The organism is Mesorhizobium sp. M1050, assembly GCF_040318715.1.
GTDB lineage: Bacteria > Pseudomonadota > Alphaproteobacteria > Rhizobiales > Rhizobiaceae > Mesorhizobium.
In genome coordinates this window covers 1-26,380 of sequence record NZ_JAMYMV010000032.1, presented here as the reverse complement: position 1 = coordinate 26,380, position 26,380 = coordinate 1, and the positions used below count along the sequence as shown (strand labels likewise).

General features: G+C 59.8%; 16 protein-coding genes and 2 pseudogenes. 9 read left to right on the top strand and 9 right to left on the bottom strand.

Annotated elements, in window-relative coordinates; all coding sequences use genetic code 11:
* Window positions 1-28 precede the first annotated feature (28 nt).
* Entirely contained in the window at window positions 29-1,585 is a 1,557-nt protein-coding gene (locus NKH57_RS18330; protein ID WP_352945894.1) for an ISL3 family transposase, read from the bottom strand.
* Between the two features lie 178 nt (window positions 1,586-1,763).
* Between NKH57_RS18330 and NKH57_RS18325 the strand changes: the two genes are divergently transcribed.
* Window positions 1,764-2,144, top strand: coding sequence for a hypothetical protein (locus tag NKH57_RS18325; protein WP_352945892.1), 381 nt, complete (start codon window positions 1,764-1,766; stop codon window positions 2,142-2,144).
* 201 nt (window positions 2,145-2,345) lie between these two features.
* On the opposite strand, the gene NKH57_RS18320 is transcribed toward NKH57_RS18325, so the two are convergent.
* Complete coding sequence (locus NKH57_RS18320) at window positions 2,346-3,761, bottom strand: mannose-1-phosphate guanylyltransferase/mannose-6-phosphate isomerase (RefSeq protein WP_352945972.1); 1,416 nt, start codon at window positions 3,759-3,761, stop codon at window positions 2,346-2,348.
* Window positions 3,762-4,000: 239 nt separating this feature from the next.
* On the bottom strand, window positions 4,001-4,987 hold the full coding sequence (locus NKH57_RS18315) for a nodulation protein NodZ (RefSeq protein ID WP_352945890.1): 987 nt from the start codon (window positions 4,985-4,987) through the stop codon (window positions 4,001-4,003).
* A gap of 972 nt (window positions 4,988-5,959) precedes the next feature.
* Here NKH57_RS18315 and gmd point away from each other — a divergent pair.
* From gmd to NKH57_RS18300, 3 genes are all read left to right on the top strand, one after another.
* Window positions 5,960-7,030 carry a GDP-mannose 4,6-dehydratase gene (gene gmd, locus NKH57_RS18310; RefSeq protein ID WP_352734548.1) on the top strand — a complete coding sequence of 357 codons (1,071 nt, stop codon included), beginning with the start codon at window positions 5,960-5,962 and terminating at the stop codon, window positions 7,028-7,030.
* On the top strand, window positions 7,030-7,974 hold the full coding sequence (gene fcl / locus NKH57_RS18305; protein ID WP_023689384.1) for a GDP-L-fucose synthase: 945 nt from the start codon (window positions 7,030-7,032) through the stop codon (window positions 7,972-7,974). The genes gmd and fcl overlap by 1 nt, the downstream gene beginning before the upstream one ends.
* A 352-nt stretch (window positions 7,975-8,326) precedes the next feature.
* Complete coding sequence (locus tag NKH57_RS18300; protein ID WP_352945888.1) at window positions 8,327-9,748, top strand: phosphomannomutase; 1,422 nt, start codon at window positions 8,327-8,329, stop codon at window positions 9,746-9,748.
* Window positions 9,749-9,916: 168 nt separating this feature from the next.
* On the opposite strand, the gene NKH57_RS18295 is transcribed toward NKH57_RS18300, so the two are convergent.
* The 4 genes from NKH57_RS18295 to pdxR form a co-directional block, all read right to left on the bottom strand.
* Window positions 9,917-12,313: a thiamine pyrophosphate-binding protein gene (locus tag NKH57_RS18295; protein WP_352945886.1), complete on the bottom strand. Its 2,397-nt coding sequence runs from the start codon at window positions 12,311-12,313 to the stop codon at window positions 9,917-9,919.
* 51 nt (window positions 12,314-12,364) lie between these two features.
* Entirely contained in the window at window positions 12,365-13,315 is a 951-nt protein-coding gene (locus tag NKH57_RS18290) for a PDR/VanB family oxidoreductase (RefSeq protein WP_023697831.1), read from the bottom strand.
* A 6-nt stretch (window positions 13,316-13,321) separates the two neighbouring features.
* A complete protein-coding gene (locus NKH57_RS18285) occupies window positions 13,322-13,813 on the bottom strand; it encodes an MOSC domain-containing protein (RefSeq protein ID WP_352734540.1) in 492 nt (163 codons plus the stop codon).
* 160 nt (window positions 13,814-13,973) lie between these two features.
* Window positions 13,974-15,470, bottom strand: coding sequence for a MocR-like pyridoxine biosynthesis transcription factor PdxR (gene pdxR, locus NKH57_RS18280; RefSeq protein WP_502907302.1), 1,497 nt, complete (start codon window positions 15,468-15,470; stop codon window positions 13,974-13,976).
* Between the two features lie 83 nt (window positions 15,471-15,553).
* Between pdxR and NKH57_RS18275 the strand changes: the two genes are divergently transcribed.
* The 5 genes from NKH57_RS18275 (at window position 15,554) to NKH57_RS18255 (ending at window position 24,674) form a co-directional block, all read left to right on the top strand.
* Window positions 15,554-16,786 (top strand): trans-sulfuration enzyme family protein, encoded by a 1,233-nt coding sequence (locus NKH57_RS18275; RefSeq protein WP_352734536.1) that lies wholly within the window; start codon window positions 15,554-15,556, stop codon window positions 16,784-16,786.
* Window positions 16,787-16,838: 52 nt separating this feature from the next.
* Window positions 16,839-17,738, top strand: coding sequence for a dihydrodipicolinate synthase family protein (locus tag NKH57_RS18270; protein WP_352945882.1), 900 nt, complete (start codon window positions 16,839-16,841; stop codon window positions 17,736-17,738).
* A gap of 1,156 nt (window positions 17,739-18,894) precedes the next feature.
* Complete coding sequence (locus NKH57_RS18265) at window positions 18,895-19,353, top strand: (2Fe-2S)-binding protein (RefSeq protein ID WP_023708041.1); 459 nt, start codon at window positions 18,895-18,897, stop codon at window positions 19,351-19,353.
* Window positions 19,354-19,356: 3 nt separating this feature from the next.
* Window positions 19,357-21,567 (top strand): xanthine dehydrogenase family protein molybdopterin-binding subunit, encoded by a 2,211-nt coding sequence (locus NKH57_RS18260; protein ID WP_352734530.1) that lies wholly within the window; start codon window positions 19,357-19,359, stop codon window positions 21,565-21,567.
* 1,043 nt (window positions 21,568-22,610) lie between these two features.
* Complete coding sequence (locus NKH57_RS18255) at window positions 22,611-24,674, top strand: carbamoyltransferase family protein (RefSeq protein WP_352735293.1); 2,064 nt, start codon at window positions 22,611-22,613, stop codon at window positions 24,672-24,674.
* A 175-nt stretch (window positions 24,675-24,849) separates the two neighbouring features.
* On the opposite strand, the pseudogene NKH57_RS18250 reads toward NKH57_RS18255, so the two are convergent.
* Window positions 24,850-25,520, bottom strand: a pseudogene (locus NKH57_RS18250) (transposase); the annotation flags it as partial.
* 738 nt (window positions 25,521-26,258) lie between these two features.
* Window positions 26,259-26,380 (bottom strand): annotated as a pseudogene (locus NKH57_RS18245) (IS481 family transposase); the annotation flags it as partial.

The window sequence follows — 26,380 nt, the reverse complement described above, 5'->3', positions numbered from 1 at the left end:
TCTGACGCACTCTCGATGAAGTTCGGGATCATACGGCACCGATCAGCCTGGCTTGCAGGAGATCGAGCTTTCCGCGTCCATACATCTGCCGTTTCACAAGCTTGAGCTTGGTGATCTGTCCCTCTGTTTGACCGTTGGACCATGGTTCGGTGATCGCGGCGCGGACGGCGGCATGGTCGCGAATGATGCCCTTGGCGAAAGATGCGATGAGGCTTTTGCCGGCGTCGGCGATCCACGGCTCGAGATCATCGGCAAGCTTCTTGCAGATCATGGAATGGAAACCGGCGATCAGATTGCGTGCTTCCACCAGCAGGGGCACGCCCGCCTCGATGGCGGCGATCATGACCGTGTCGGCTTTGCTCAGATGATCACGGGCCGTCGTCATCAGCCGCGCGATCGTTCTGGCTGACGGCACCTTGTGGAGTTGCTGATCGGATGCCTGCTCGGCACGACGCCGTCGCCTTGCCCATTCGCTGACGACGCCCAGGCGTCCCCGAAAGCCTTTTGTCTTCAGCCGCCGCCAGAGCTCGCTTGCATTGTGGCAGCCCGATATCCATTGCCCATCCAGGAACGGCAACCATGCCTCGAGCGAACTCTGCCGGACGCGGAAAATATCGGTTCGCTGGCCACGGATCACTTGGCGTACGAGTTTGCGACTGTGACCGGTGCGGCGCACGATCTCCTTGATGGGGATGCCTTCGCCGGCAAGTTTCATGATTGCCGCGTTTGTCTCCTCACGCCGTAGATAGCCTTCGTATTGCAGCTTCTCTACGTAGGTGAGCAAGTCGGGATTGATCGTCGTAGCGCCGATCGCAGTTCGGATTGTCCGCATCGACTTGCGAACGGCGTCGAGGAAAGCCGCGCTCGCATTCTCCATGAGATGCCAGCGGTCGGGGACCTGAACCGCATTCGGCAATGCCTTGGCGGTGGCTTCGCCGTAGCCGCCGCCGCGGTCGCGCGAGACGGTTTCGATCTCAGGGTGATCGGCAAGCCAAGCCTCGACGGTGGCAACTTCTCGGTCGGGCAACAACGTCACGATCCGCCGTCGCTCCAGATCGCAGACGATCGTGCCGTAGCGATGGTTACGGCGATAGGCCCAGTCGTCAATGCCGACAATCTTGATAGGGTCTGTTCGTAAACAGGCCCGTCGCCGCACTACCCGCAGCAATGTGTCATTGCTGACCGGAACCATCAGCCGCTTTGCAAAACTAGCCGCCGGCCGGCCGCCGAGCGCCAGTCCAAGATGATGAACGATACACTCCAATCGCGAGGTCAGGCGCGATCGCTCGGTGACAACACTGTCGTCAAAGCGCTCGGCGAAGATTCGTCGTCGGCACAACGTTGCATCGCAGACGAAGCGCCGCGCGACGAGGCGGAGCTCTACCTTCGTCCCGCTACAGGGAAGATCGGACATGCGTCGAACATAGCGGCTGTGGACCCGGCTCGACACTCTGCGGCAAAGAGGGCAAGGCCGCGCCGGCGTCCCTGACCGCGCGGTAATGACGATCACTCCTTCGTTCTCAGCGATGGCCTCGACGACCAATCCCGCCGGGATCAAGGACGACAAACGCAAATTTCTTACCATGGTGCTGATTCCCCTCAGAAAACAGCACCACGCCGCCATGCAAAATCATCAAATGTGAGTCAGACCCCCTTTTGCGCGAAAATATGGGGTCCCGATTCCGTGATCATTGACAGTAAAAACGCTCCTGCAGACCAATACCGGAGTCCCCAATGAGTTCGTAGCTCGGGTGGCTACGGCGATGGCTGTGCCGTTTGAGCCGCTCGCCGCGTTTGTTGGCCAGCCCCTCCGTTCCTTTTATCAGCAGGTTATCTGCGGCGGCCTGGTGTTCCAGCTTAGCGATGGAAGTCGTCTCCTTCGAACCGTGGTTCCGATGGCCTTTCAATCAGCGCTTGCCGGGATCATGCTTGCCGCAGACCTGGTCAAGCATAGTGCGGGTTTTCCGATGAGTCCGACGACCAGCACTCGCGTGAATCTACTGCGCCCCCTCGGTTCTTACCTCCATGATCCGCAAGCCAAAGATTCCAGCGGCCGCTGCATCTGCAGCGATGAGGATTTCGTTGCCGCCTACAGGCTGAAATACGGCTGTGCCGTTGAACAGCTGAGCAACGGGTCCGCCTAAGAAAGATCTGAAGTCTTCGTTGCCGCCGACGGCGCGCTGTCAAGCGCTCACCGATGTTTTGGACCACGATCGAGTGCCTGATGAGAGTGCGGGGCGGATACTATGACACGCTCAGCCCGCTGCTTGCCAATGTCAGGCCCAGCACCCACGACAGAGATCCTTGAGCGACGGCTCGCCGTTTAACGTTTTTTGTACTGTTATCTACGTTCGACCATATTCGTCGTCGAAGCGAACGATATCATCCTCGGCGAGATAATCGCCGCTCTGCACTTCAATGATAACCAGGTCAATTCTGCCTGGGTTTTCGAGCCGATGCTTATGGCCGCAGGGGATGTAAGTAGATTCGTTTGTCCCCAGGAACAACTCCTGCTCGCCATTGACGATTTTGGCGGAGCCGCTGACCACGACCCAGTGCTCCGAACGATGATAGTGCATCTGCAGGCTCAACTGGCGACCGGGCTTCACCTCGATGCGTTTGATCTTGAAGCGCTCGCCTTCCTCCAGAACCGTATAGGTACCCCAGGGCCGGTGTACCGTGCTATGGACCAAATGAGCTTCATGTCCCGAAGCCTTGAGGCCCTCGAAGAGCTTCTTAACGTCCTGAACGCGGTCGCGGGATGTGACAAGCAAAGCGTCCGGGGAATCCACGATCACCAGATCGCTTACGCCCACCGTGCCGATGACGCGCTTGTCGGAGCTCACATAGGTGCCGGTCGTGTCGACCATGTGCACATCGCCGCGTATCCTGTTCCCGCTTTCGTCGGGGGCGATCAAATCGGCCATTGCGTTCCAAGATCCGATGTCGTTCCAATCCATGTCGCAGGGAATCACGGCAAGTCTGTTAGTCTTCTCCATGACAGCGTGGTCGAGCGAGATTCGCGGCGCGGAACCGAAATGCTCAGGCGCGAGTTCGATTTTGGCAAAGCCTTGGCATTGACTGGCGCGGCCGTTCTCGTAGCTGTCGGCGACGGCCTGGAGCACCTCGGGACAATGCAAAACCATCTCGTCGAGCATGGTTTGCGCACTGAAGCAGAAGATGCCGGCGTTCCAGAAGAAGCGTTGAGACGCGACATAGGCTTTGGCTGTATCCAGATCCGGTTTTTCAACGAAACGGACGACGTTCTCACCATCTGCTTCGATGTAGCCGAATGCTGTGTCCGGTCTGGTTGGGGTGATGCCCAATGTGGCGATCCGCCCGAGCTTCGCATGTTCCATGGCCAGGCCCATGACGTCTAGAAACGCAGGCAGGTTGCCAATCAGGTGATCGGCCGGGAAGACGCACAGGATCGCGTCAGGGCCTTGCGTTGCCCTCGCATGGATCGCGGCTGCAGCCACGGCGGCGGCCGTATCCCGAGGTTCGGGCTCGAGCAGAAAGGTGCGTGGCAGGACCACGGAATCCAGTTCGTCAAATTCGTCCTTGGTCAGGAAGAGGTGTTCCCCGGATGTCACAGCGACGAGTTCCACGACACCTTCTATCGAAGCGACGCGCAGCACAGTGTGCTGAATGAGAGAATATCCATCCGCTACTTTGAGGAAAGGTTTGGGGTGCGATTGCCTTGAGGCGGGCCATAGCCGCGATCCGGCTCCGCCGCTGATGATCACGGGAATGACTTTCATAACCAACCTCAATCTCGTCTCTGGAGTGATCGCCCGCGTTGTTTCGAGCGTCAGCGTCACGATCGCCGTCGCTCTGGCTTGTCTGCGGCCCCGCGTAACAGCGAAGTTCTGGTGCGTTGCAGGCGGCGTCAGATGACGACGCTATCGGTAATGTACGACGCCTCCACTAGCGTCGGTGAGAAATGCGCATTCAACTATTCCTGTTGGTTGCCTCTGCCGAATTGCGCAGGTGGCGGGTCTTAACTGAGATCAGAGACTTGGCTGTCTTCTATCAAAGTCAAACGACTTGGCTCCTTCAGATCGAATTCAATTACCCGTGGTGCGAATAGACGTGCATATCGTGTAAAGGCGCTCGTCGGGGGAAACCGAATTACGGTATCGCAGCGCCCGAGAAGATACATCTCAACGAGGGCGGAAATTCCGCCGTCAATCCCGAGTGCTGCAGTGTGTAAGGGTCCACCTTGATTGGATCCGAAGTGCTTCGGGACAGTGAGCAGATCGGGAAACCTGGCCGACAGAAGATCCAGTATCCGCGCGCTGTCCGTGCATAAGAACAGCCGCACAGGCCTGGGGTGCGGTAACGCCTTAGCCTTGTCAATTGCAGCGCACACTTGCCGAACGGCGAGCTCCGGATCGGCCCAGTAGGGCGCATGCTCCATGATGTCTTCACCGTTGCCGTGCCGAACATGAATCCCGATGATGCTGTGCCCCTCAAAACATTCCTGATAAATGGCATCTATGCGGGCTTGAATTTCTGGCCGAGGCTTGACACTCTGGAACACCTGCCGCTCTGCATCCTCATCGCACCGCCACATCAGACAAGCGTCACACACTACTGTGTTCGCTTCGACATCGTGTTCGGCCTGAAAGAGCTCGCCCAACTCATCGCGCTCTTGGAAAATCTGCTCATCTGGCCGGTAAAGGCACTCGATCGCCGGCCTGTTCCACCACTCTGGGAAGAATGGACCAGGGAAGGAAAGGTCGTTGATCCGGTCGTCGGAAATAGCCGGCACGCCAGCGATGTCATTGATCGGCTGGAAGAACACCGGAAACGCATTTGTGAAGGGTTGGTCGAGGTAGCAGGCCCCCCGCCAGTCGATGGCTAGAGTTCGTCCCGACCACTGCGCGTAGCGCCAAGCGGCCGCCAATGACCACAGACAATCACCGAACCCCGTACGCCTCCGAGAGACGACGAACCGGCGCTTTTCCACTCCACTAACATGCATTTTCGGAAATCTCGTTCAGAGAGGAGGTTGCATCCGGTTTGGAATCCTTAGTCGACACGTAGACCCTACGCCGGGCGCTTGGCAGAGGCCGGGCCATAGGGCAGAAGAGCTCACTCAGCACTGCCCACTAATCCCGTGACGCTCGCACAGCTTGAAGCCGATGCCCTCGCTTCCGGTTCAGCCTTCTCTACTGGGCCTCCTCGGCATATGTAAAATCTATTGAGTGGATGCCGGCCATCCATGCGTTGGATGCCATGATGAAGGGGCTCGGCTGACGCGGGCCCGGCCAATAGAGCCGAAACAGCCGGGGAACGCTGCGACACTGCCTGCCGGAGCAAATCGTTCCGTCGACGCCATACGCCAAGGGTGCAAGGCTGCATACAGCAACCGTACCGGGCGAGATGAGGTCGACAGCTCGACGCGCCTGGAACCAGCTGATCGACAGAATCTGCAGTCTGCTCCCAAAGTTCTGCACGACCTGTGCCGGATGCTGTGGTGAGGGCTCGCGGCCACGAACTTTGTCCTCGCCCCGAACGGAAGCTCGCGCCTACGACTCCGGGCCGGCGATGCGCCCCCGCTGCTCGGTCAGACCATCCATTCTGTGGATGCACTTTATCCAAACAATCGATTTCACTGATCCAAACAATTCCCATTAGAAGACGCTGAAGCAAGAAAGAAAGGCGTCCTCACTCGCTGATGGATGAGCAAATCAGCTGCAAGGTGCTGGGAGTACATGTCGCTCACGGCGTGAGCTGAGCGGCACTCAGACCGCATGTACGAAGCCGACGGTTAGCGGCGCAACTCTATTTTGCTGTGACTCCAAGCAAGAGGTGTGCTCGGCTGGCGGACCGTCAATGACGAGCTTCGCGCCGCATCTGTCGAAGTGCTCCATAGCGCACGGGGCTGGCCGCACATTGTGTCGGCGTGGCGAGCCGGAGCCGAAACTTTAAACTTTAATAGAGTAGGAATAGAATGGGCGATAGCAGGAAAGTTGCTCTTATTACGGGCATAACTGGACAGGATGGTGCCTATCTTGCCCGTCTTCTTCTCAAAAAAGGCTACATCGTTCATGGGATTAAGCGACGTTCCTCTTCCTTCAACACGGGTCGTATCGAAGACCTCTACCAAGACCCGCACGAATCCGATCCGCGCCTGATCTTGCATTACGGTGACCTCACTGATTCGACTAACCTCATCCGCGTGGTTCAGGAATCTCAGCCAGACGAAATTTACAACTTGGCTGCTCAGAGCCATGTCCAGGTGTCGTTCGAAACGCCGGAATACACAGCAAACGCCGACGGTATCGGTACATTGCGACTTCTTGAGGCGATTCGCCTCCTCGGTCTGAGGGACAAGACCCGCTTCTATCAAGCCTCGACTTCAGAGCTATACGGCCTCGTGCAATCGGTACCGCAGAACGAAAAGACGCCCTTTTATCCGCGCAGCCCTTACGCCGCCGCCAAGCTCTACGCCTACTGGATGGTGGTCAACTATCGCGAGGGCTATGGTATGCACGCTTCCAACGGCATTCTCTTTAATCACGAAAGCCCGCTGCGCGGCGAAACTTTTGTGACGCGCAAGATCACCCGCGCTGCCGCTGCTATCTATCTCGGCAAGCAGGACAAGCTTTATCTCGGCAATCTCGATGCTCAACGCGATTGGGGCCATGCGCGTGAGTACGTGCGAGGTATGTGGATGATGATACAGCAGGATCAACCGGATGATTACGTGCTGGCTACGGGCAAAACGACTCCTGTCCGCCAATTCGTCGAGTGGGCTTTCGAAGATATCGGCGTCGAGATCGAATGGCGTGGCAAGGGTGTCGGCGAAAAGGGCTATGATGTAGCGAGCGGCAGATGCCTAGTCCAAGTGGACCCACGCTACTTCCGCCCCACGGAAGTCGATCTTCTCCTGGGTGACGCTACTAAGGCGAAGGAGAAGCTCGGCTGGGTGCATGAGACATCCGTGCGCGAGCTTGCTGCGGAAATGGTACGCGAAGACCTGAAGGTCATGCAGACATCTGTAGTCATGAAGGAAGCGTAATGTATGATCTGAACGGAAAAACCGTGTGGGTCGCCGGCCACAAAGGTATGGTGGGCAGCGCTGTTGTACGCCGACTCGCGTCTGAAGACTGCAAAGTTGTGGCCGCCCCTCGGGGAGAGCTAGATCTCAAGCGACAGACCGAGGTTGAAAACTTCGTGGCAGTGATGAAACCGGACGCTATCATTATGGCGGCGGCAAAGGTAGGTGGTATTCTCGCGAACGCCACCTATCCGGTCGACTTTCTTTACGACAATCTGATGATCGAGGCCAATATCTTCGCGGCAGCCCACGAAAACAATGTCGACCGCGTCCTCTTCCTCGGCTCGTCTTGCATCTATCCGAAGATGGCACCACAGCCCATTCCTGAAAGCGCGCTTTTGACCGGGCCACTAGAGCGCACCAACGAATGCTACGCCGTCGCCAAGATCACCGGCATCAAAATGGCTCAAGCCTATCGCCAGCAATATGGCCGCGACTACATCTCCGCTATGCCGACGAATCTCTACGGGCCAGGCGACAATTATGACTTGCAGTCAAGCCACGTCATCCCAGCGCTGATCCGGAAAGCGCATGAAGCTAAGCTCATAAGTGATAAGCAAATCACCATCTGGGGCACGGGCACACCACGTCGGGAATTCATGCACGTCGACGACTGCGCCGACGCATTAGTCTTCCTTCTGAAGAACTACTCTGACCATGATCACGTCAATCTCGGCTGCGGACAGGACATCACGATCCTAGAGCTGACTAGAATGATCTGCCGTGTAGTCGGATTTACTGGGGAGATCGCGCATGATCACTCTAGACCTGACGGTACACCGCGAAAGCTGATGAGCGTCGACAAGCTGCGCACTTTGGGATGGGCAGCAAAGATCACTCTCATGGAAGGCATCGAGAGTGTCTATCATGCATTTCTGAACGGGAGCTACACCGAACGGCGATAGATAAGAGGATTTGCTGCGTCTCAGGCCTGTACGCGCTTTCGGGACCCAGAGCTAATGTAGACTGAGACAATCACTCGATGGCGATAGCGCTCATGTGAGCCAGCCGCGAGGAGCCCTGCCGGACCCGGAGCCCATCCGCTCCAACCTCGTCGCCGTGAAGGTCACGGTGCGCTGCCCACGCCGACGCCGACTGCGTCAATCCTCACAAGGGTAACCGTCGATAACCGAACGCGTCTACGGCAACCGAATGTACTTCTTGTTCTCGTCCGAGGGATCTGTCGATGGGCATTCCGGACGAGCCAAAGTTTGAGCATGTTACCTTCAAAACCCGGTTAGCAACGTCGGATTTGGTATGAAATTCGGAACAAGTGGATTACGGGGCCTGGCGACAGAATTGGCAGGAGCCGCCTCTGCCCTATATGCAACGGCATTCGCGACATTCCTGCTGGAATCCGGCCTGGCCAGAATTGGCGACGAGATACTCATAGGGCGCGACTTTCGCGCCTCGAGTCCGGCCATCGCCGCCCACTGTGCGGCGGCACTGTCCGGGCTCGGCTTCATCGTAGTCGATTGCGGCGCAGTCCCCACCCCTGCCCTGGCACTGTATGCTCAGGCGCGTAAGAGTGGTTGTTTGATGATCACAGGCTCGCACATTCCGGCCGACCGTAATGGAATAAAATTCTATCGACCCGACGGTGAGATCGACAAGGGTGATGAGCGGGAGATAACGCGCATCGCCTTGCAGTTGGAGAAGCGCGGATACGTCCTTGAAGGTGCTGTTGCAAGTCGGCAGCACCAGGAGGCCGAATGCAAGGCCTTTTTCATGGCGCGCAATCGAAAGCTTATGGAGATTAATGCTCTAAAGGGCTTAACGGTGGGCGTATATCAGCACAGCACAGTCGCGCGCGATCTCTTGGTTGACATTCTCTCATATCACTGTGCGACGGTCGTAACCCTGGGACGTTCGGAAGGTTTCATTCCTGTCGACACTGAAGCGGTCTCTGACGAGACTGCTCAACAGTTCAAGCTCTGGGCCAAAGAGCATCGGCTTGATGCGGTCGTCTCGGCAGATGGCGATGGTGACCGCCCACTGGTAGCTGACGACCACGGAGACCCCCTTCGCGGTGATTTGTTAGGCCTGATTACGGCGAACTTCCTGCAAGCGAAGGCAGTCGTCACGCCGGTCACATCAAACTCTGGTATCGAGACCGCAGGTTCTTTTAAAGTCGTGCGTACCAAGGTTGGATCGCCATTTGTTATTGCTGCCATGCTCGATTTGGTTGCGTCGGGTCACGAGCGCGTGGTTGGTTTCGAAGCAAACGGTGGTTTGTTGACCGGCACGGACTTTGACCCGAACGGAACTAAACTGCCAGCGCTACCTACACGCGACAGTTTTCTCCCCATCCTTGCGGCACTTTCCCTTGTTAGTACAAGTGGGCAGCCACTGTCGGAGATTGGCAGTTCCTTTCAATTGCCGGCAGCGGCGGCGGATCGCTTGGAAAATTTTTCCGTCGAAAGCAGCACTCGCCTCATGACATACCTTCGTACAGCGGAAACTAACATCGCCGCCTTCGTCGGGTCGATTGGAGTGGTAAGCAAGGTTAGCGATGTTGACGGACTTCGTATCACTCTCGCGGATAAGCGTGTCTTGCATTTGCGTCCATCCGGAAATGCCCCGGAAATGCGGTGCTACGTCGAAGCCGAAAATCGGGAGGACGCGGAGCTTTTGCTCCGGACTGGATTGGATCGAATTCGTAATTGGACGCAAGGCTAAATAAAAGCCGCCTCCCTGCGTATTCCAGGTGACCCTGGGGGTCGCACAAGCTACTCAAGCGCGGTCAGAACGTCCACAGTGTCCCGGCCCTGTCCGCTTTGAAGCGAACCGGAACGCCCGTGGAAACAGCCGATCCGTACCAGCCACGGAGCATCCGGTAGCTCATGGTCAAGGCAGCGCCTTCCGGTAGCGAACAGCCGGTCCCGCACTGACCGCCTGCGCCGCATGTACGATGGCGTTGGTGTCCAGGCCGTGGTGACGGTATAGGTCCGCAATAGTCCCCGTCTGGCCGAACTGCTCGACCCCGAGCGCCTTCACGCGATGCCCGTTAACCCCACCGAGCCACGCGAGCGTCGCCGGGTGGCCGTCGATCACGGTGACGATGCCGCAGTCACGCGATAGCGGCGCGAGCAGCCGCTCGATATGACTCAGGGCGCCAATCGCGCCACGCTGCCGGGCACGTTCCGCCGCCTGCCAGCCCGCATTAAGCCGGTCCGCGGAGGTGATCGCGAGCAGCCCGACATCGCGCCGGTCCTCCGCCAGAAGACCCGTCGCGGCAATCGCCTCCGGCGCGACGACGCCTTGATAAGCAATGACGACACTCGCGTTGGGCCCAGGCGGACGCAGCCAATAGGCGCCATTGACGATGTCCCGCGCGAGCGCCGGGTTCATGTCGCGCAGCGGCTGCTCGAGCGGCCGGGTTGACAGGCGAAGATAGACCGATCCTCCGGTCTGATCACGCAGCCACGTCGTCTCATCCGGATCCCCCTCGCCATTACGTTGCATGTAATCGAAGGCAAAGCGCATGATCACGGACAGTTCGTCAACGAAGGCCGGTTCGAAGGCGCAAAGCCCATCCTGCGCCATGCCGATCAATGGGGTGCCGATCGACTGGTGTGCCCCGCCCTCGGGCGCCAGCGTCACGCCCGAGGGCGTTGCGACCAGCATGAAGCGCGCATCCTGATAGCAGGCGTAGTTTAGCTGGTCGGCCGATCGGTAGATGAAGGGATCATAGACTGTCCCGATCGGCAGCAGGCGCACGCCATTGATCGAGTGCGAGAGACCGAGCGCCCCGAGCATGATCATCAGGTTCGACTCGGCGATCCCGAGCTCGAGGTGCTGCCCCTTCGGCCCAAATTCCCAGGTAAAGGTCGACGGAATGCGTTCGGCCTTGAAGGTGTCCGCCATGGTCTCCCGGGCGAAAAGGCCGCGCCGGTTGACCCAGCCACCGAGATTGGTCGAGACCGTCACATCGGGCGAGGTGGTCACAATGCGGTCGGCAAGCAGACTGCGCTCGCGTGCGATGTCGTTCAGGATCTGGCCGAAGCCCATCTGGGTCGAGAGCGGCTTGCCGGGCTGCCCCGGTGACGGAAGGGTTTCGGGCAACGGCACCGAAGGCGCAGACAGCCTCCTACGCCCCTCACTGAAGAACGGCGCCTTTGCGAAGAAGGCGTCAAGTTCCGCTTCCGGCAAGGTGGCGGCCGCCCATTTGTCCCACTCCTCACCCCGCTTTACGCCCATCTGCAGGCGGTAGTCTTCCATCTGCGTGGGCGTCATCTGCCCCGCGTGGTTGTCCTTGTGTCCGGCAAGCGGCAGACCGTAGCCCTTGATGGTGTAACAGATGAAACAGACGGGACGGTCATGCCTGGACGCCGCCTCGAAGGCTTCGAGGAGGCTCGGCATGTCATGCCCGCCAAGGTTCGTCATCAACGCCTGTAACTCGTCGTCGGAGCGGCGTTCGATCAGAGTGGTGACCGGCCCTTGGTCTCCGATCTCGTCGAGCAGCCGCTTGCGCCAGGCAGCACCCCCTTGGAAGGTCAGCGCCGAATAGAGCTGGTTCGGACAGCGCTCTATCCACTCGAGCAGCTTCTCGCCCCCCGGCTCGGCAAAGGCAGCCTCTTGCAGAGCGCCGTGGCGCAGGACCATCACGTCCCAGCCGAAGTTGCGAAAAATCTGCTCGAAACGCTGCCAGAGGCCCTCCCGGATCACGGCGTCGAGCGACTGGCGATTGTAGTCGACCACCCACCAGCAGTTCCTGAGCCCGTGCTTCCAGCCTTCGATCAGGGCCTCGTAGATGTTGCCCTCATCCATATCGGCGTCGCCGATCAGGCTGACCATTCGGCCCTCGGCACGCTCCTTCATCCAGCCGTGACCCGAGACGTAGTCCTGCACCAGCGACGAGAACAGCGTCTGAGCAACGCCGAGACCCACCGACCCGGTCGAGAAGTCGACATCGTCGACATCCTTCGTCCGCGAAGGGTAGCTCTGCGCGCCCTTGTAGCCGCGGAAGTTCATGAGCTTTTCGTGGGTCTGGTTGCCCGCCAGATACTGAAGTGCATGGAAGATCGGCGCCGCATGGGGTTTGACCGCCACCCGATCCTGCGGGCGCAGGACCGAACCGTAGAGCGCGGTCATGATGGTACTCAGCGACGCGGACGAGGCCTGATGCCCCCCGACCTTGATCTCATCGCCCTCGCGGAGGTGGTTGGCGTGGTGGATCGTCCAGGCTGCGAGCCAGGAGACGCAGCGCTCGATCTCGTTCAGATATTCCAGTTTCCTCGTCATTCAGTTTCCCGCAAATCAGCTGCCGGTCTCACAGGACCCCCGCCCAAATGGTCAAAGATCGAGTTTCAACACACCTGTCGCGCGCGACACGCAGGGGATGAAGCGGTGGCCGCGTGCCTCCTTGGACAGGACGGCATCCCGATGGATCGGCTGTCCCGCCAGCATTGCGCATTCGCAGGTCCCGCACACCCCGTTCTCACACGAGGCCATCAACGGCACACCGGCCGCACGCAAGGCGGCCAGTGCCGTGGTCTCAGCCGAAACCTCAACCACCCTGCCCTCAGCCAGTTCTATGACAAATGGTTCCGGTGGCGCGCCATCAAACTCGGGAGGCTGGAAAGTTTCGAAATGAACAGTACCCTCGGGCCAGTGTTGAGCCGCGCGCCCCACAACCGCCATGAAGCCAGGCGGTCCGCAGTAGTATGTCTGCGCGTCGTCCGAACGGTTCGCCAGCAGCGCGGCGATGTTCTGCCGGGTCTGAGGCTCGTCGTCGAAATGGATCCGCACATTGCCGCCAGGAAGATCGCTCCCGATCGCCGCCAAGAGTGGCGTGAGCGCCCGGCTGCGGGTGAAATAGTGCAACTCGAAGGGCTTGGCCTGCCGGGTGAGCGCGCGCGCCATGGCCAGAATCGGGGTGATCCCGATTCCCCCTGCCAGCAGCAAAGTCGGCCCCTCGCCTGGCTTGAGCGCAAAATGGTTGCGTGGCGCGGAGACAGGCAGTGTGGAGCCGACGGCAATGGTTTCGTGGATCCACGCCGAGCCGCCACGGCCGTCATTCTCGCGCTTCACCGCGATGGTGTAGCGGCCAAGCTCGGTCGGGTCGCCGCAAAGTGAATACTGACGCACCTTCCCTTCAGGCAGATGGACGTCGACGTGAGAACCCGCTTCGAACGCCGGCAGCACAGGTTTGCGTGGGTGTTTCAGGTCGATGACCAGCACGTCGCCCGGCTCCTTGCGGGCGGCGGTCACGGTCAGCTTCATGATGATGCGCGGCGAGGCCATGGCGTTTCACTCGTCGATGGGCAAGATCAGATCACCGGGGCGGATCACGCCCCCGACCTCGATTGTGCAGTTCAGGCCGGAGCGGTTCAGAAGCCCCTCGTAGAGACCCGGAAGCCCGAGCAACTCCTCGATATACTTGCACGGCACATTCATCCGGGCGGCCCTGAGAATCGTTTCCCCGACCCGGAAGCGTTTGCCGACAAGATGGCTAAGCGGAACGCCTCGTGTCGTCAGATTGCGCCGGTGATCTTCGGGTGCGAGCTTGGCCTTGAAGCCCGGAATTCTGGGTTCGCCCTGCGCGATGGCGTCCAAGACTTCAGCTTCGATCAGCGTCACTTCGCGAACGTCAGGACGCGCGGAATAGGTCCCCGTCCCCAGGTAGTAGCGGTCTCCGACAATGCCTTGGCCGGCAATAAGCTGCGCCTGCGCCAGCTCCTCCATTTCATAGGAGGCGGCAGGCGCGATATGGACGTGAAGCAGCTTTCCTCGCCAGATCATGCATCGCTCTCGGAAATTCGTCTCGTGGAAACCTGCTGCAAAACTGGCCTGATCAACAGCGCCAGTTGCATGGCATTTTCCCGGTCCAGTTGGCTGTTTGGAAAGAAATACGGGGGGCCCTCGGACCGTTTTCAGCGCCAGCTTTCGGCGTCGCCCCGTCTCAGTTGTTCCGCGCCGGCATCGCGTCTTGCACCTGCTTGACAACCTCTCGCAGGACCTCAACGCCCTTCCCGATCTGCCGAATGCTCAAGGCGGCATAGCCCATGACAAGTCCGACGCGATTGGTGCGGCCTTGGTCCGATGGCCGTTCGTAGAGCGGCGAGATCAGGTGTAGCCCCAGGCCAGCGTCGCGGGCGGATTCGACCAAGGCCGTTTCCCGCGATCGTGGCAGGTCATTGAACCAAACCGCGACGTGCAGTCCCGCATCTGCTCCCTGGACAGTGATGCGATCCCCGAAGCTGTGCTGCAAGGCACCCAACAACGTTTCCCGACGCTCGCCGTTCAGCCTGCGCACACGGCGCACATGGCTTTCGTAGCCGCCGCTCTCGATCAACGATGCCAGCGCTTCCTGTTCAGCGACCGGCGAATGCCGGTCTGCGAATTGTTTGGCGGTTGCGAAGACCTCCTGCAATTCGGGCGGGACGACGAGGTAGCCGATGCGCAGCATCGGCGAGAGCGTTTTGGAGATCGTGCCGAGGTAGATGACAGCCCCGTGGTCCTCGAGACTGTGCAGCGGAGGGACCGGATTGATGTCGTAGCGATATTCGCTGTCGTAGTCGTCCTCGATCACATAGGCGTTGTTGTGCCGCGCCCATTTCAGAAGCTGATGGCGGCGCGCGATCGGCATGACGCCGCCCAGCGGAAACTGATGCGATGGCGTCACATAAGCCAGTCGTGCTCCGATCCCCGCCAGCAACTCGGTCCTCATCCCGTCTTCGTCGACGATGACCGGGATGGGTGAGGCACCCGTACTGGCAAAGACCTGACGCGCCATCCTGTAGCACGGATCCTCGATGACGAAACGGTCGGCGGGATCGAGAAGCAGGCGCGCGCACAGATCAAGGCCCTGCTGCGAACCGTTCACAACTATGATCTGGTCGAGGTCGCAGCTCAGGGTCCGGGCGCGCCAGAGATAGCCCTGAAGCGCCTGGCGAAGCCGGCGCGAGCCGCGAGGATCGTCATAGGCAAGACGCAGCGGGCGCTGCCCCATCGCCTCGTTCATCGCGCGTTTCCAGACCAATGAAGGGAAATCCGACGGCGCGAGGTCGCCATAGCGGAACTCGACCTTCAGCCCAGTCGGCAGATAATCTGGCCAGGGTGACGTCGCGCGCAGCCGCTCGCCATATGCGGACAGGTGCATCGGGCCGACCCGTTGCGCGTGAGTGCGCCCCGTCCCATGGCCCATCAACGAAGACGCAACGCGAGGTCGTGCGCCTTGACGGACTTCGATGAAACCCTCCGCAGCCAGTTGCTCATAGGCGACCGTCACCGTGGTTCGCGAAACGCCGAGGTCATTTGCCAGGGCCCGTGAGGATGGCAACTGACTGCCGGTTTCGTAGACGCCGCCGAGGATTTGCTCGCGAAGGGCTTCGTATATCTGGCGTGCACCCATCGCGTGCGAGCGCGCTGCAGACCGGGCACTTGAAGACTGGACCATCTCTTTCATCGCCAACTGGATATTTCACATTGGCCAGGTTGCCGTCAATCTTTCGGAACCCCAAGAGAGATCGCAGAGGCCGAATGACCAGCTCCCATCAATCCGAAACCGATGCTCCCACGGGGTCGCTCAACCGCACCAGCCCCGGATTTGCCACCCGGGCGATCCATCATGGCTACGATCCGGCCGGCTTTTCCAATGCCGTCCAGCCGCCAGTGTTCCTGACGTCAACCTATGGGTTCGAAAGCGTGGCAGCAAACGATGCCGCCGCCGCCCTTGGTGGACGGCTCTATGCGCGCGAATACAATCCCACGACCGAGATCCTCGAGCAGCGGCTCGCCAATCTGGAAGGAGCCGAGGCGGGGCTGGTTGTTGCCTCGGGGATGGCGGCCTTCGGCACTCTGATCCTGTCGCTCCTGTCCCAGGGCGATGAACTCATCGTCCACAAGACGCTTTATGCGAACACGCTTGCCATGGTCGAACAGGCGGTCCCCCGCTTCGGCATCAAGGTCGTCGCGGTCGATCTGTCAAATCCCCACAATCTCGATGCTGCGATCACCGAGCGGACGCGGCTGGTTTTCTTCGAGACGCCGGTGAATCCGCTGAGCCGCATCCTCGACATAGCGGCAATTGGCGAGCGCGCTCACGCGCGCGGTGTAAGGGTTGCAGTCGACAGCACCTTCGCCTCGCCCGCGCTCCAGCGACCGCTTGAGCACGGGGCGGACATCGTGCTCCATTCGCTGACCAAGTACATCAATGGTCATGGCGATGCCCTTGGCGGGGCGCTTCTCGGCGACGCCCAAACGCTCCGTACGCTGCATGAAACGGGCCTGCGCTACATCACCGGCGCAGCGCTCTCGCCCATGTCAGCTTTCCTGATCCTGCGCGGTCTGAAGACGCTGACGCTGCGTATGGAACGGCACAGCGCCACGGCCCTTGCGGTGGCTCGGGCGCTGGAAGCGCACCCGGCGGTGGCATTTGTGAGTTATCCGTTCCTCGACTCGCACCCTGATCAGGTGACGGCGCGAAAACAGATGTCCAACGGATCGGGCATGTTGGCCTTTGGCCTCCACGCTGGATACGAAGGAGCGCGCCTGATGATGGACCGGCTCAACCTGATCACTCGCGCCGTCAGCCTCGGCGATGCCGACAGCCTTATCTATCATCCAGCAAGCCTCACCCGTGCTCGGCAGCCGATCCGCAAGGATGCCCATTTGGCCGATGGAGTCGGCGAGGATCTCATGCGTCTCTCGGTGGGGCTTGAAGACGCTGATGACCTGATCGCCGATCTGCGGCGGGCTTTGGACGTCTTGTAATGACCTGGCGTGCGGCCACCTCTGCGCTCACACATAGATCTGGAGCCTTGCCATGGCATTCCTGAGCGGTCTTTCCGCGTTCCCCATCACCCCGACCAATCGTGACGGCCGCGTCGATAGCGTTGCCCTGCGCAGGCTGATTGCTCGGCTTGGCATTGCTCAGGTCGATTCCATCGGTCTTCTCGGCAGCACCGGCACATACATCTATCTGTCGCGCGAGCAACGGCGGCGGGCGCTCTCCGAGACCTTGGACCAAACGGCGGGGCAAATGCCGGTCGTGGTGGGTGTGGGCGCGCTGCGCACCGATGAAGCCGTGGGGCTCGCGCAAGACGCCAAGGCCCTTGGAGCAGCTGCGGGTTTGCTTGCCGCCGCCTCCTACACCCCGCTTACTGATGACGAGGTGTTCGAACATTTCTCCACTGTGGCGCGCGAAAGTGGCCTGCCGATCGTCGTCTACGACAATCCAGGAACGACGCATTTCCATTTCAGTCCACCCCTTGTCAGCCGCCTGGCAAAGGTGGCTGGGATTGTCGCCATCAAGAATCCGACAGACAAAAGCGATGCGATCAAGAACCACCTGACCGCCCAGAGGCGCACACTGCCGGAAGGGTTCTCGATTGGCTACAGCGGCGACTGGAACGCCGCCGAGGCCATGATCGCCGGCGCCGACACATGGTACAGCGTCCTCGCGGGCATCCTGCCCGAGGTCTGCATGACGATCGTCACAGCGGCGCAACAGGGCGATGCGGCCGAAGCGCGACGGATCGATGCCGCGCTGGTCCCGATCTGGAGCCTCTTCAAGGAGTTCTCGAGCCTTCGCGTCGTCTATGCACTCGCTGAATTGCTCGACATTTGCGCCGACCCCCCGCGTCCCATCCTGCCTCTGCCCCCAGCAGCGAAGCGCCAGATCGCCGCCGCGTTGAAAGGTTTGCCATCGGATGCCAGCCGGTGAACAGCAAACCCCGTTCGGCAAGTGAAAGGTATTTACCCGCTCATTTCGAGAACTGATCGAAAACAACGCACTCGGCGTGCTGATAGCCATGGCTGGAGCGGTCTCGACGCCAATCACACCCCCTTCAAACTCGACAATCGACTGCGGAGGTACAGACTGCGCAGGGCACTCCGCCCATGCCGCACCGTTCGCCTTCAAAATCGGTGGTTTATCCATTGGAATGGCATCGAGCCGGCGCTTTACTTCCGGCCCGGTGCGCGCATTGAAGCCGGTGCCAATGCCGCCGGCGAACACCAGATTTCCGTCCTCGACATTCGCCAGAGCACGCTTCCCGACCGCCGTAACTGTTGCCGGGTTCGCAGCCGATGACGATGAACTCATCACTCAGCACGCATTTTGTCTCACCCATTCTTGGCGCCGGCCGGATCGATATGGACTGACACGCAGCTTGGAGACGATGCCCTCGAGGCCGAACTGGGAGACTTGCGCGAGAATGTCGCTGCCGCCGCTGATCTCGTCGCTCAGAACGATGCCGTTTGGCGGCGTCTCAGCAGGTTAACTAGCGCTTTGCGCCGATCGACGAGTGGCCGATCGCGAAGACCCTCGCCGTCGATCTTGAGCAGGTCGAAGCCGGCAAGCATGGTCCTGACGTCTCCCGCCGCGGCCAAGAGCCCGCTGAAGACTGGGAATGCGCGACAAGCCTTCTGGTCAACGACGAACGCCTGACCGTCTATTATCGCGTCCGAGGCGCCGAGCTCGGCCACCGCCCGGGACGATAGCCGGAAACCTGAGGGTCCAGTCGTGGAGGTTGCGGGTCGAGGTAGGCCCCCATCGATAGTCGTCCCATTTCATTTCGTGTAGCCAATCAGGGCCCTGCCGGACGCGGCCGACCAGCGGTCGATGTTCGCGACGACCCGAATGTCCAGTCTCGTGTAACCCAGCCTAAAGCGGCCTGTCCGCCCAAAAAATGACATTCAGTTGCCTCCAGCCTTTCGACACGACCCACTTCACGATCTCGTAACTCGCCAACCTAGCGGCTTGTTGCTTGAGCTGCGCGTTTCTAGGGTGTGGTCGCTAGGCCTCAGCAACAAGAGCTCGGTTGCCAGGCGGGCGGAGGCTCAACGAGATAGCCAGCTCAGGACAAGGAGAGCAAGCAATGGTCGCTTTTACCCTCAATGGCGAGGCGCGAACACTCGACGTCGATCCAGAGATGCCGCTGCTCTGGGCGGTCCGTGACGTCATCGGACTCACGGGAACGAAATTCGGTTGCGGGCTTGCCCAGTGCGGCGCTTGCACGGTTCACGTTAACGGCATGCCGACGCGCTCGTGCCAGACCGCAGTCGGCGACATCGAAGGAGCCTCGATCACCACCATTGAGGGTGTGTCGGGCAAGATAGGCGAAACGGTCCAGGCCGTGTGGGCCGAGTTCGACGTACCTCAATGCGGCTATTGCCAGTCTGGCCAGATCATGTCGGCCGTGGCCCTCCTTACAGAGACGCCTAAGCCGTCGGACGATGATATTGATTCGGCGATGAGCGGCAATCTCTGCCGCTGCGCCACCTATCATCGCATCCGCGCGGCCATCCACGAGACCGCCAACCGGCTGGAGACTTGAGGCATGTCGCAGTTTCTCTCGAAGCATAACTCCGTGCGGCCCACGCGCCGCCGGTTCCTCGTCGGCGCGGGCGTCACCACCGCTGGCCTCGCCGTGGGCTACCGGCTAGTGCTGGCGGCGTCCGACATCGCACAAACGACTACTGCAAAGGTTCAGGCGAACCCCTTCCAGACCTATGTCGAGATCACAAAGGAGAACCGAATCATCATCTACTCCTCGCAGTTCGAGATGGGACAAGGCTCCTATTTCGGCATCGCCACCCTGGTTATGGAAGAGCTCGACGGCGACTGGGCGCAGGTGGACGTGGTCGGCGGATATGGCAATAACGCGCTCTACGGCAATCTCGCCTGGGGCGGGGCCGCGCAGGCAACTGGTGGCTCCACGTCGATGAGTTCGTCGTGGGAACGCTACCGCAAGGCGGGTGCTGCCGCACGGGCCTTGCTGGTGGCGGCCGCGGCGCAGCGGTGGGATGTGCCAGCCGGCGAGATCAAAGTCGCTTCCGGGGTCGTGTCGCACGCCTCAGGGATGCAGGCGCGCTACGGTGACCTGGCTGAAGCCGCAGCGGGAATGCCGGTTCCCGACGACGTGCCGCTAAAGCCGCGCGACAAGTGGGCCCAGATCGGATCGGACAGCCTCAAGCGCTACGATTCCGCCGGCAAGACCAACGGCGCGCAGACCTACACGATCGACCTCATGATGGAGGGACTCCAGACGGCCGTTATGATCCATCCGCCGAAGTTCGGCGCCGAGATCGAGAGCTTCGACGCAACCAAGGCCAAGGCACTCGACGGCATTGTCGATGTCGTCCAGACGCCGCGAGGCATTGCCGTGGTTGGCAGGGACACCTGGACGGCGCTCAAGGGCCGCGACCTCGTGGAGGTGACCTGGAACGAGGAGAAGGCCGAAGGGCGCGGCACGGCCGAGATCATGGCCGAATACAACAAGGCAGCAGACGATCTGGGCGCGGCCACCGCGCGCGACGACGGTAACACTCCCGCAGCGTTCGCCAGTGCTGAGAAAATCATCGAGGGGCACTACGAATTCCCCTATCTTGTCCATGCTTCGATCGAGCCACTCAACGCGGCCGCCCGAATCAACGAAGACGGCACCATCGACGTCTGGGGCGGACACCAGATGCCCGACCTTTATCAGGCGGCTGCCGCTCAGGTAGGCGGCACCACGCCGGACAAGGTGAGGCTGCACGTGATGAAGACCGGCGGCAGTTTCGGCCGCCGCGCGGTCTTGGATGCAGATCTCATTATCGAAGCTGTTTCCACAGCGCGTGCACTGGGACGCGGCAAGCCAGTGAAGGTGCAGTGGACCCGCGAGAATGACATGCGGGGTGGGCGGTACCGGCCGGCCTATGTGCACGCAGTCAAGGCGGGGCTCGACAAGAAAGGCAATGTCGTCGCTCTCCATGACCACATCGTGGGCCAATCGGTCTTGGGCGGTTCGACCTCTGCGGCGATGATCAAGAACGGCATCGATCCAACCTCCGTAGAGGGCGCCACCAACCTGCCCTATGCGATCCCGAACCTGAAGGTCGAGCTGACCACCACGGACGTGAACATCCCAGTGCTGTGGTGGCGTTCGGTAGGCTCCACCCACACCGCTTACGCGGTGGAAACCCTGATCGATGAGCTCGCCGCCGCTGCGAACCGTGATCCGGTCGACTTCCGCTTGTCAATGCTCGGTCACCATCCACGGCATGCCGCCGTGCTTAAAGTGGCTGCTGAGAAGGCAGGCTGGGACAAGCCTCTGCCGGAAGGCCGTTTCCGCGGCGTGGCCCTGCATGAAAGCCTCTCGACCTATGTCGCCGATGTGGTGGAGATCACCCTCAACGATGAAAATGGTTTCAAGGTCGACCGCGTCGTCTGCGCGGTAGATTGCGGCACCGCGATAAATCCTGACCAGATTCGCGCTCAGATGGAGGGCGGTATCGGCTTCGGGCTAGGCGCGATCCTCCAAGAAGAGCTGACCCTGAAGGGCGGTGTCGTAGACCAAGAGAACTACGATACCTATACACCGCTCAGGATCGAGCAGATGCCGCGAGTCGAGGTGCACATTGTGCCGTCCGAGGAGCCGCCCACGGGAGTTGGTGAGCCAGGTGTGCCGCCGATCGGCCCGGCCGTCGCCAACGCGCTACGGGCGGCGACGGGCAAGACTATCCGCAAGCTGCCGATTATAAAGAACATGTCAGGAATGACACCATGAAACAGCCGCGATGAAGATCGCGCCGTTTTCGAACGCCTCCTGACAGGCGCTCATCTCCATGGGTCAAATTCCGGCGGCTGCCCGCTCCAATATCCGGTTTGGAGACGGCACCCCGTGTTCTGAACGACCACAGACGGGCCTTGGCGCCGGTTCCACTGAAGAACCGCTTTCGAGACGCAAATGCGTCCACTCCATGAAGAGCACAACCGTATAGCACCAGGAAGGCTAGCTACCTCCATCGCTTCGGAGACCCAGGAACCCTCAGAAAACCGAACCTCCCGAGCTCAGAGGCGCTCGTGATCACAATCGCGCTGGTGCGTGGATCATTGTTCAAGGGTTTGCCGATAGGCAGGCGAGATGGCCGATCGACATGATCTTCGCCCGATGCCTACAAACACAATGCCAGCCGCTGTCACGGAGTCGCGAAGACGAAGGCAATGAGGGTCGACGCCGATACTCATCGTTTAGTTGACAGAGCGCTTGGAATGCCATGCGCTTCACATCGGAGTAGTCATCCGGGAAGCCTGAAGCGCTTTGAAACGCATGTGCTGCGGCTACTATTCATAGCGTGGATGACTTTGATCAAAACAATCGATTTCATCACTCTTCCGGAATCGTGCATGGACAAAAAAGAGCCTCACGCACCAATCACACGCTGCTCTATGGCGTGACGAAAGCTGCCTTAGGAATAATCCAAAGGAGAAAATCTTCGATGCGCCCTGACGTGCAGTGGAGGTCGTACCGAGAAAGTGAGTTGCAACTGGCCGACAATGTCGGGCGGTGCGACCATGGTCGCTTCGGAGAATGAAATCGGGCCAGTTCACGGGGGCGGTACTGTTATTCGTCGACGGCCGCCCTTCCCAAGAACAGGCGGCATCGCAAGTTGGTTCTGCCGATGAAAACGACAGCGCCGGATACATGTCAGCAGCCGCTCAGGATTGGATGAACGGGCGGTCGCAGCTGCAGGCGACAACACGGCCTATTTAGTTGGAAACAGTCGAGGTAGGCCAATTTGGCTTCCCCGTTACTATTTGGAGAAAGAAATGCTGTGTCTAGGAATCAGCGGCGGACTTGACCAAGTCCATGAAAACCGATTCGAGCGTCCGAACGCCTTTATGCACGATGGCGCCGCGGTGCTCGTCCGAGACGGAAAGGTGATAGCCGCCGTAGAAGAGGAACGCCTCAATCGAATTAAGCACTCGAACAAGCTGCCAAGTGGTTCGATTCAATACTGTCTTTCGACGGCCGGGGTTCAGCTCAGCGACATTGATCGTGTCGCGGTCTACGCCAGCGAGACCTACGCCAACGCCATGCTTGAAGGTATGTCCGCTTCCCAACCGGACATTCTCTCCATTCCGTTGGATGCTAAAATGTTGGTGCAGAACCTGTTAGCGCGTGAGTTCGACACTAAGTTGGACAGTTCACGTATTTCATTCGTAGGTCATCATCAGGCGCACGCCGTGAGCGCCTTTGCAATGTCGGGCTTCGAACAAAGTCTCATTCTAGCGATTGATGGCTGTGGTGATTTCCTGTCGGGCCTTGTGGCGGTAGGGTCTGGCACAGAAATTACGCAAATCGAGGCTTTCCCGGAGGAAAATTCTCTTGGGCTGTTTTATCTCGAGACGATCCGCTGTCTCGGCTACGGCCTGTTCGACGAGTATAAGGTAATGGGACTCGCGCCCTATGGCGACCCCGCTCCCTATCGCGAGCTCTTCGAGCAGTTCTACGAGCTCTCCGCCAACGGTGGCTACCGTGTTCACCTCGACCGCATCGGTCCGGCGTTGCTCCGCAACATCGAGATCAGGCGAAAGGGAATGCCTTTCACCCAGCAGCATCGAGATGTGAGTGCGTCACTGCAGGAAGCGCTTGAGCGGATCGTGTTCCACATTCTCCGGCACCACCGTGAGGCCACCGGCATGAAGCGGTTGTGTCTGGCGGGAGGGGTAGCCCACAACTGCACGATGAACGGCAAGCTGCTGTATTCAGGGCTTTTCGAAGACATCTTCGTGCAACCCGCGTCTCACGACGCTGGCTGCGCATTGGGAGCTGCGCTGATAGTCTCTAACGAGATGGGCCGCCCCGCGCCGCGTGAGCGACTGCAGGAGGTCTATTGGGGTCCTGATCTCGGGAGCGACCGCGCCGTGGAACAGGAACTGAATGCATGGGCCGGACATCTCGAGGTTGAACGCTCTGACGACGTAGCGAGCAGTGCAGCCGACTGGATCGCCAACGGCGCCGTGATCGGCTGGGTGCAGGGTCGTTCGGAGTTTGGGCCACGTGCGCTGGGCAACCGCAGCATTCTTGCCGACCCTCGGCCCGCTGCAAACAAGGACCGGATCAATGCCATGGTCAAGAAGCGCGAAGGCTATAGGCCTTTCGCACCATCTGTGCTGGAAGAGGATGCGAGCGAATTTTTCGACCTCCCGGACGGTAAGCACGAATTTCCTTTCATGAATTTCGTCGTTCGCGTGCGTGACTCAAAGCGCGCCTTGTTGGGTGCCATTACGCACGTCGACGGTACGGCTCGGCTGCAAACAGTATCGCGCGATGCCAACCCCGCTTACTGGGAGGTCATCAATGCGTTCAAGAAGCGGACAGGCACTCCAATTCTGCTCAATACGTCCTTTAACAACAATGCTGAACCGATCGTGGATACGGTTGCAGACGCGATTGCCACATTTTTGACGACAGAGCTGGATGGACTTGTGGTCGGGCCCTTCCTGGTAAAAAAACGGGCTGCAACGCTGCAGGATTGGACTGCGCTTGCGATTTCATTGCCTCCCTCAGTCTCCCTCCATCAAACCCGTGCTTACACAGCGCGAGATCATCAGGAGACTGTCTGCGAGATTATTCCGAACCACTTCAGCATTGACAGTGTGCGAATTTCAAACGACCTGTTTAATCTGCTGATGCGGATTGAGGGCGAAGCCGTGTTAAGCGATCACCTCAATATAATTGCGCCGGATCAGGCTGAGCATGAAGCTCTGATGGAGGACCTGCGAAGACTGTGGGAGCAGCGCCTGGTTCGGCTGCATCCCTCACAAGCTGCTCGGATGGATCATGGGTCCGATCAAACGCCGGACCAGCCTAATAGGCTATCAATGTGATAGAGATGCCGCTCAAGCTCGGCCTTCATCGACCCCGCCTGCGAGCTCACCGCTGTGATTAGGGGGGTCGAGGTCGCCCTGGTCAGTATGCTTAGGAATGCTATTGAATGGGTCGTGTGCTTGCCGTGAGTTTTCGGGAGGTTGTCCATTCGGACCGAACCGGGGAGACTGGGTTGGAAAGGCGGGTCTGGCCTCGATATTGACCGGACTTCTGTGTCGAGAGGTCCAGCCCGCAGAACTTTAGAAACTGGCGATGATGACCTAAGCGGCGAAGATCGCCGGCTTCGGCAATGACGGTCAATGCCTTGATCGGTCCGATGCCCGGGATTTGTCGCAGGAGCTGATAATCCTGGCTGTGCCGCAGCAGATCGTCGGCCTGTGCTTCGATCTCATTGCGTTGCCGGATCAGGCTGCGTGCTTCGTCAATGACCATCCGGAACATGCGAATGGCAGGCGCATCAAGTGCAGCGGCAATCCGATCGATGGGCGCGCCGTCTCGAAAATATCCATCAGAATATGTGTCTTGCTGACTTTGCGGCCGACGACATCCCAAGCTGCTGCCACAAACTCCTCCTTCGTCAGCGCCGTGATGCTTGCTGGGGTCGGAAAGGCATGGAGGAAGGCAAAGAATCAATCGCTGCGGCTGTTCCCCCGGAAGCGATCGATCTCGGGAAAATACGGCGGCAGGTAGTGTGTCAGGATGCGGTGCTGGATCTCGGTCTTGGCCCTGGCGATCGCTTCATGTGTCTTCGACAGTTCCTGCACGTCGTTGATGCCGGCTCGCAGCGGATCATGGTAGACCTGCGTCGCCTGGATCCTGAGCATGTGTAGGATCACCTGGGCATCGATCTTCTTGCCGAATATGACGCCGAAGGCCTTAGGAAGCCCAGGCATCTGTTCTCGATTTTGCCTACTAGGCTGACGAGAAGGTCGCGTGCCGACAGCAGCACCCGCACGACACAGGTGCCGTGGCTCTTGGTGCGAACCTGCTTAAACCATCCCCGCTCGTGGCGGCCCGATTTGTTCGGCATCATCGAGAGGGCGGCGCTTGACACGATCGGAAGTCCGCGCTTCCTTAACTCGTTCCAGAGCCAGATCGCAAGCGGTCACGGCTCCGTGCCGATCCGCTCCGTCTCCGCAGCTCCACAGTCCCGCCCGCATCTCCCAGTCGCGCCCGGGTAGCCATTGCGCTGCAAGGCGGGTCTGATCGCTACGGCGGCGCCGCCACCATCTCCATCAGTCGGTTCGGCGACAAAGCCAATCATCTCCCGTAAGAGAAGTGCTTTCGGGCAAGTTCCGCAGGTTCAAGGAGATCGTTGACGGCGCCGCACTTGGAGCTGCGTCGAGCGCATGGTCGAGCTTGCCGCCCAAGGTACGTGGCTTCGAAACGCGTGCGATTGCGCCTCATTCAAAACCGCTGCGCGGCTGGTCGCCGACATACGAGGGGGCGCAGGCGCCTGAAACGAACCCGTCGGTCACGACGGAGCAATCCTGCCGCCTGACCAGGCGCGTGGAAAAGTATCACAACGGTGACCACAGCGTCGCTTCAGGCCGTCAAAAGCTATTGCCGTGCGTCAAGGCGGGCTAGGTGTGGAGCCTCAACAGGTTGTCCTCGGTTAAGGCGAGGCGACTGATGGGCGGTTTTGACTTTAGGCTGCCGTGGGGGCGATGCCAATTATATCTGTGCAGCCAGACCGGCAGTTCGG

What these genes read in the sequence shown, in the direction of transcription:
- NKH57_RS18330 (WP_352945894.1), bottom strand. Translation starts at nt 1,585, where the DNA reads ATGGTAAGAAATTTGCGTTTGTCGTCCTTGATCCCGGCGGGATTGGTC.
- NKH57_RS18325 (WP_352945892.1), top strand. Translation starts at nt 1,764, where the DNA reads ATGGCTGTGCCGTTTGAGCCGCTCGCCGCGTTTGTTGGCCAGCCCCTC.
- NKH57_RS18320 (WP_352945972.1), bottom strand. Translation starts at nt 3,761, where the DNA reads ATGAAAGTCATTCCCGTGATCATCAGCGGCGGAGCCGGATCGCGGCTA.
- NKH57_RS18315 (WP_352945890.1), bottom strand. Translation starts at nt 4,987, where the DNA reads ATGCATGTTAGTGGAGTGGAAAAGCGCCGGTTCGTCGTCTCTCGGAGG.
- gmd (WP_352734548.1), top strand. Translation starts at nt 5,960, where the DNA reads ATGGGCGATAGCAGGAAAGTTGCTCTTATTACGGGCATAACTGGACAG.
- fcl (WP_023689384.1), top strand. Translation starts at nt 7,030, where the DNA reads ATGTATGATCTGAACGGAAAAACCGTGTGGGTCGCCGGCCACAAAGGT.
- NKH57_RS18300 (WP_352945888.1), top strand. Translation starts at nt 8,327, where the DNA reads ATGAAATTCGGAACAAGTGGATTACGGGGCCTGGCGACAGAATTGGCA.
- NKH57_RS18295 (WP_352945886.1), bottom strand. Translation starts at nt 12,313, where the DNA reads ATGACGAGGAAACTGGAATATCTGAACGAGATCGAGCGCTGCGTCTCC.
- NKH57_RS18290 (WP_023697831.1), bottom strand. Translation starts at nt 13,315, where the DNA reads ATGGCCTCGCCGCGCATCATCATGAAGCTGACCGTGACCGCCGCCCGC.
- NKH57_RS18285 (WP_352734540.1), bottom strand. Translation starts at nt 13,813, where the DNA reads ATGATCTGGCGAGGAAAGCTGCTTCACGTCCATATCGCGCCTGCCGCC.
- pdxR (WP_502907302.1), bottom strand. Translation starts at nt 15,470, where the DNA reads ATGGTCCAGTCTTCAAGTGCCCGGTCTGCAGCGCGCTCGCACGCGATG.
- NKH57_RS18275 (WP_352734536.1), top strand. Translation starts at nt 15,554, where the DNA reads ATGACCAGCTCCCATCAATCCGAAACCGATGCTCCCACGGGGTCGCTC.
- NKH57_RS18270 (WP_352945882.1), top strand. Translation starts at nt 16,839, where the DNA reads ATGGCATTCCTGAGCGGTCTTTCCGCGTTCCCCATCACCCCGACCAAT.
- NKH57_RS18265 (WP_023708041.1), top strand. Translation starts at nt 18,895, where the DNA reads ATGGTCGCTTTTACCCTCAATGGCGAGGCGCGAACACTCGACGTCGAT.
- NKH57_RS18260 (WP_352734530.1), top strand. Translation starts at nt 19,357, where the DNA reads ATGTCGCAGTTTCTCTCGAAGCATAACTCCGTGCGGCCCACGCGCCGC.
- NKH57_RS18255 (WP_352735293.1), top strand. Translation starts at nt 22,611, where the DNA reads ATGCTGTGTCTAGGAATCAGCGGCGGACTTGACCAAGTCCATGAAAAC.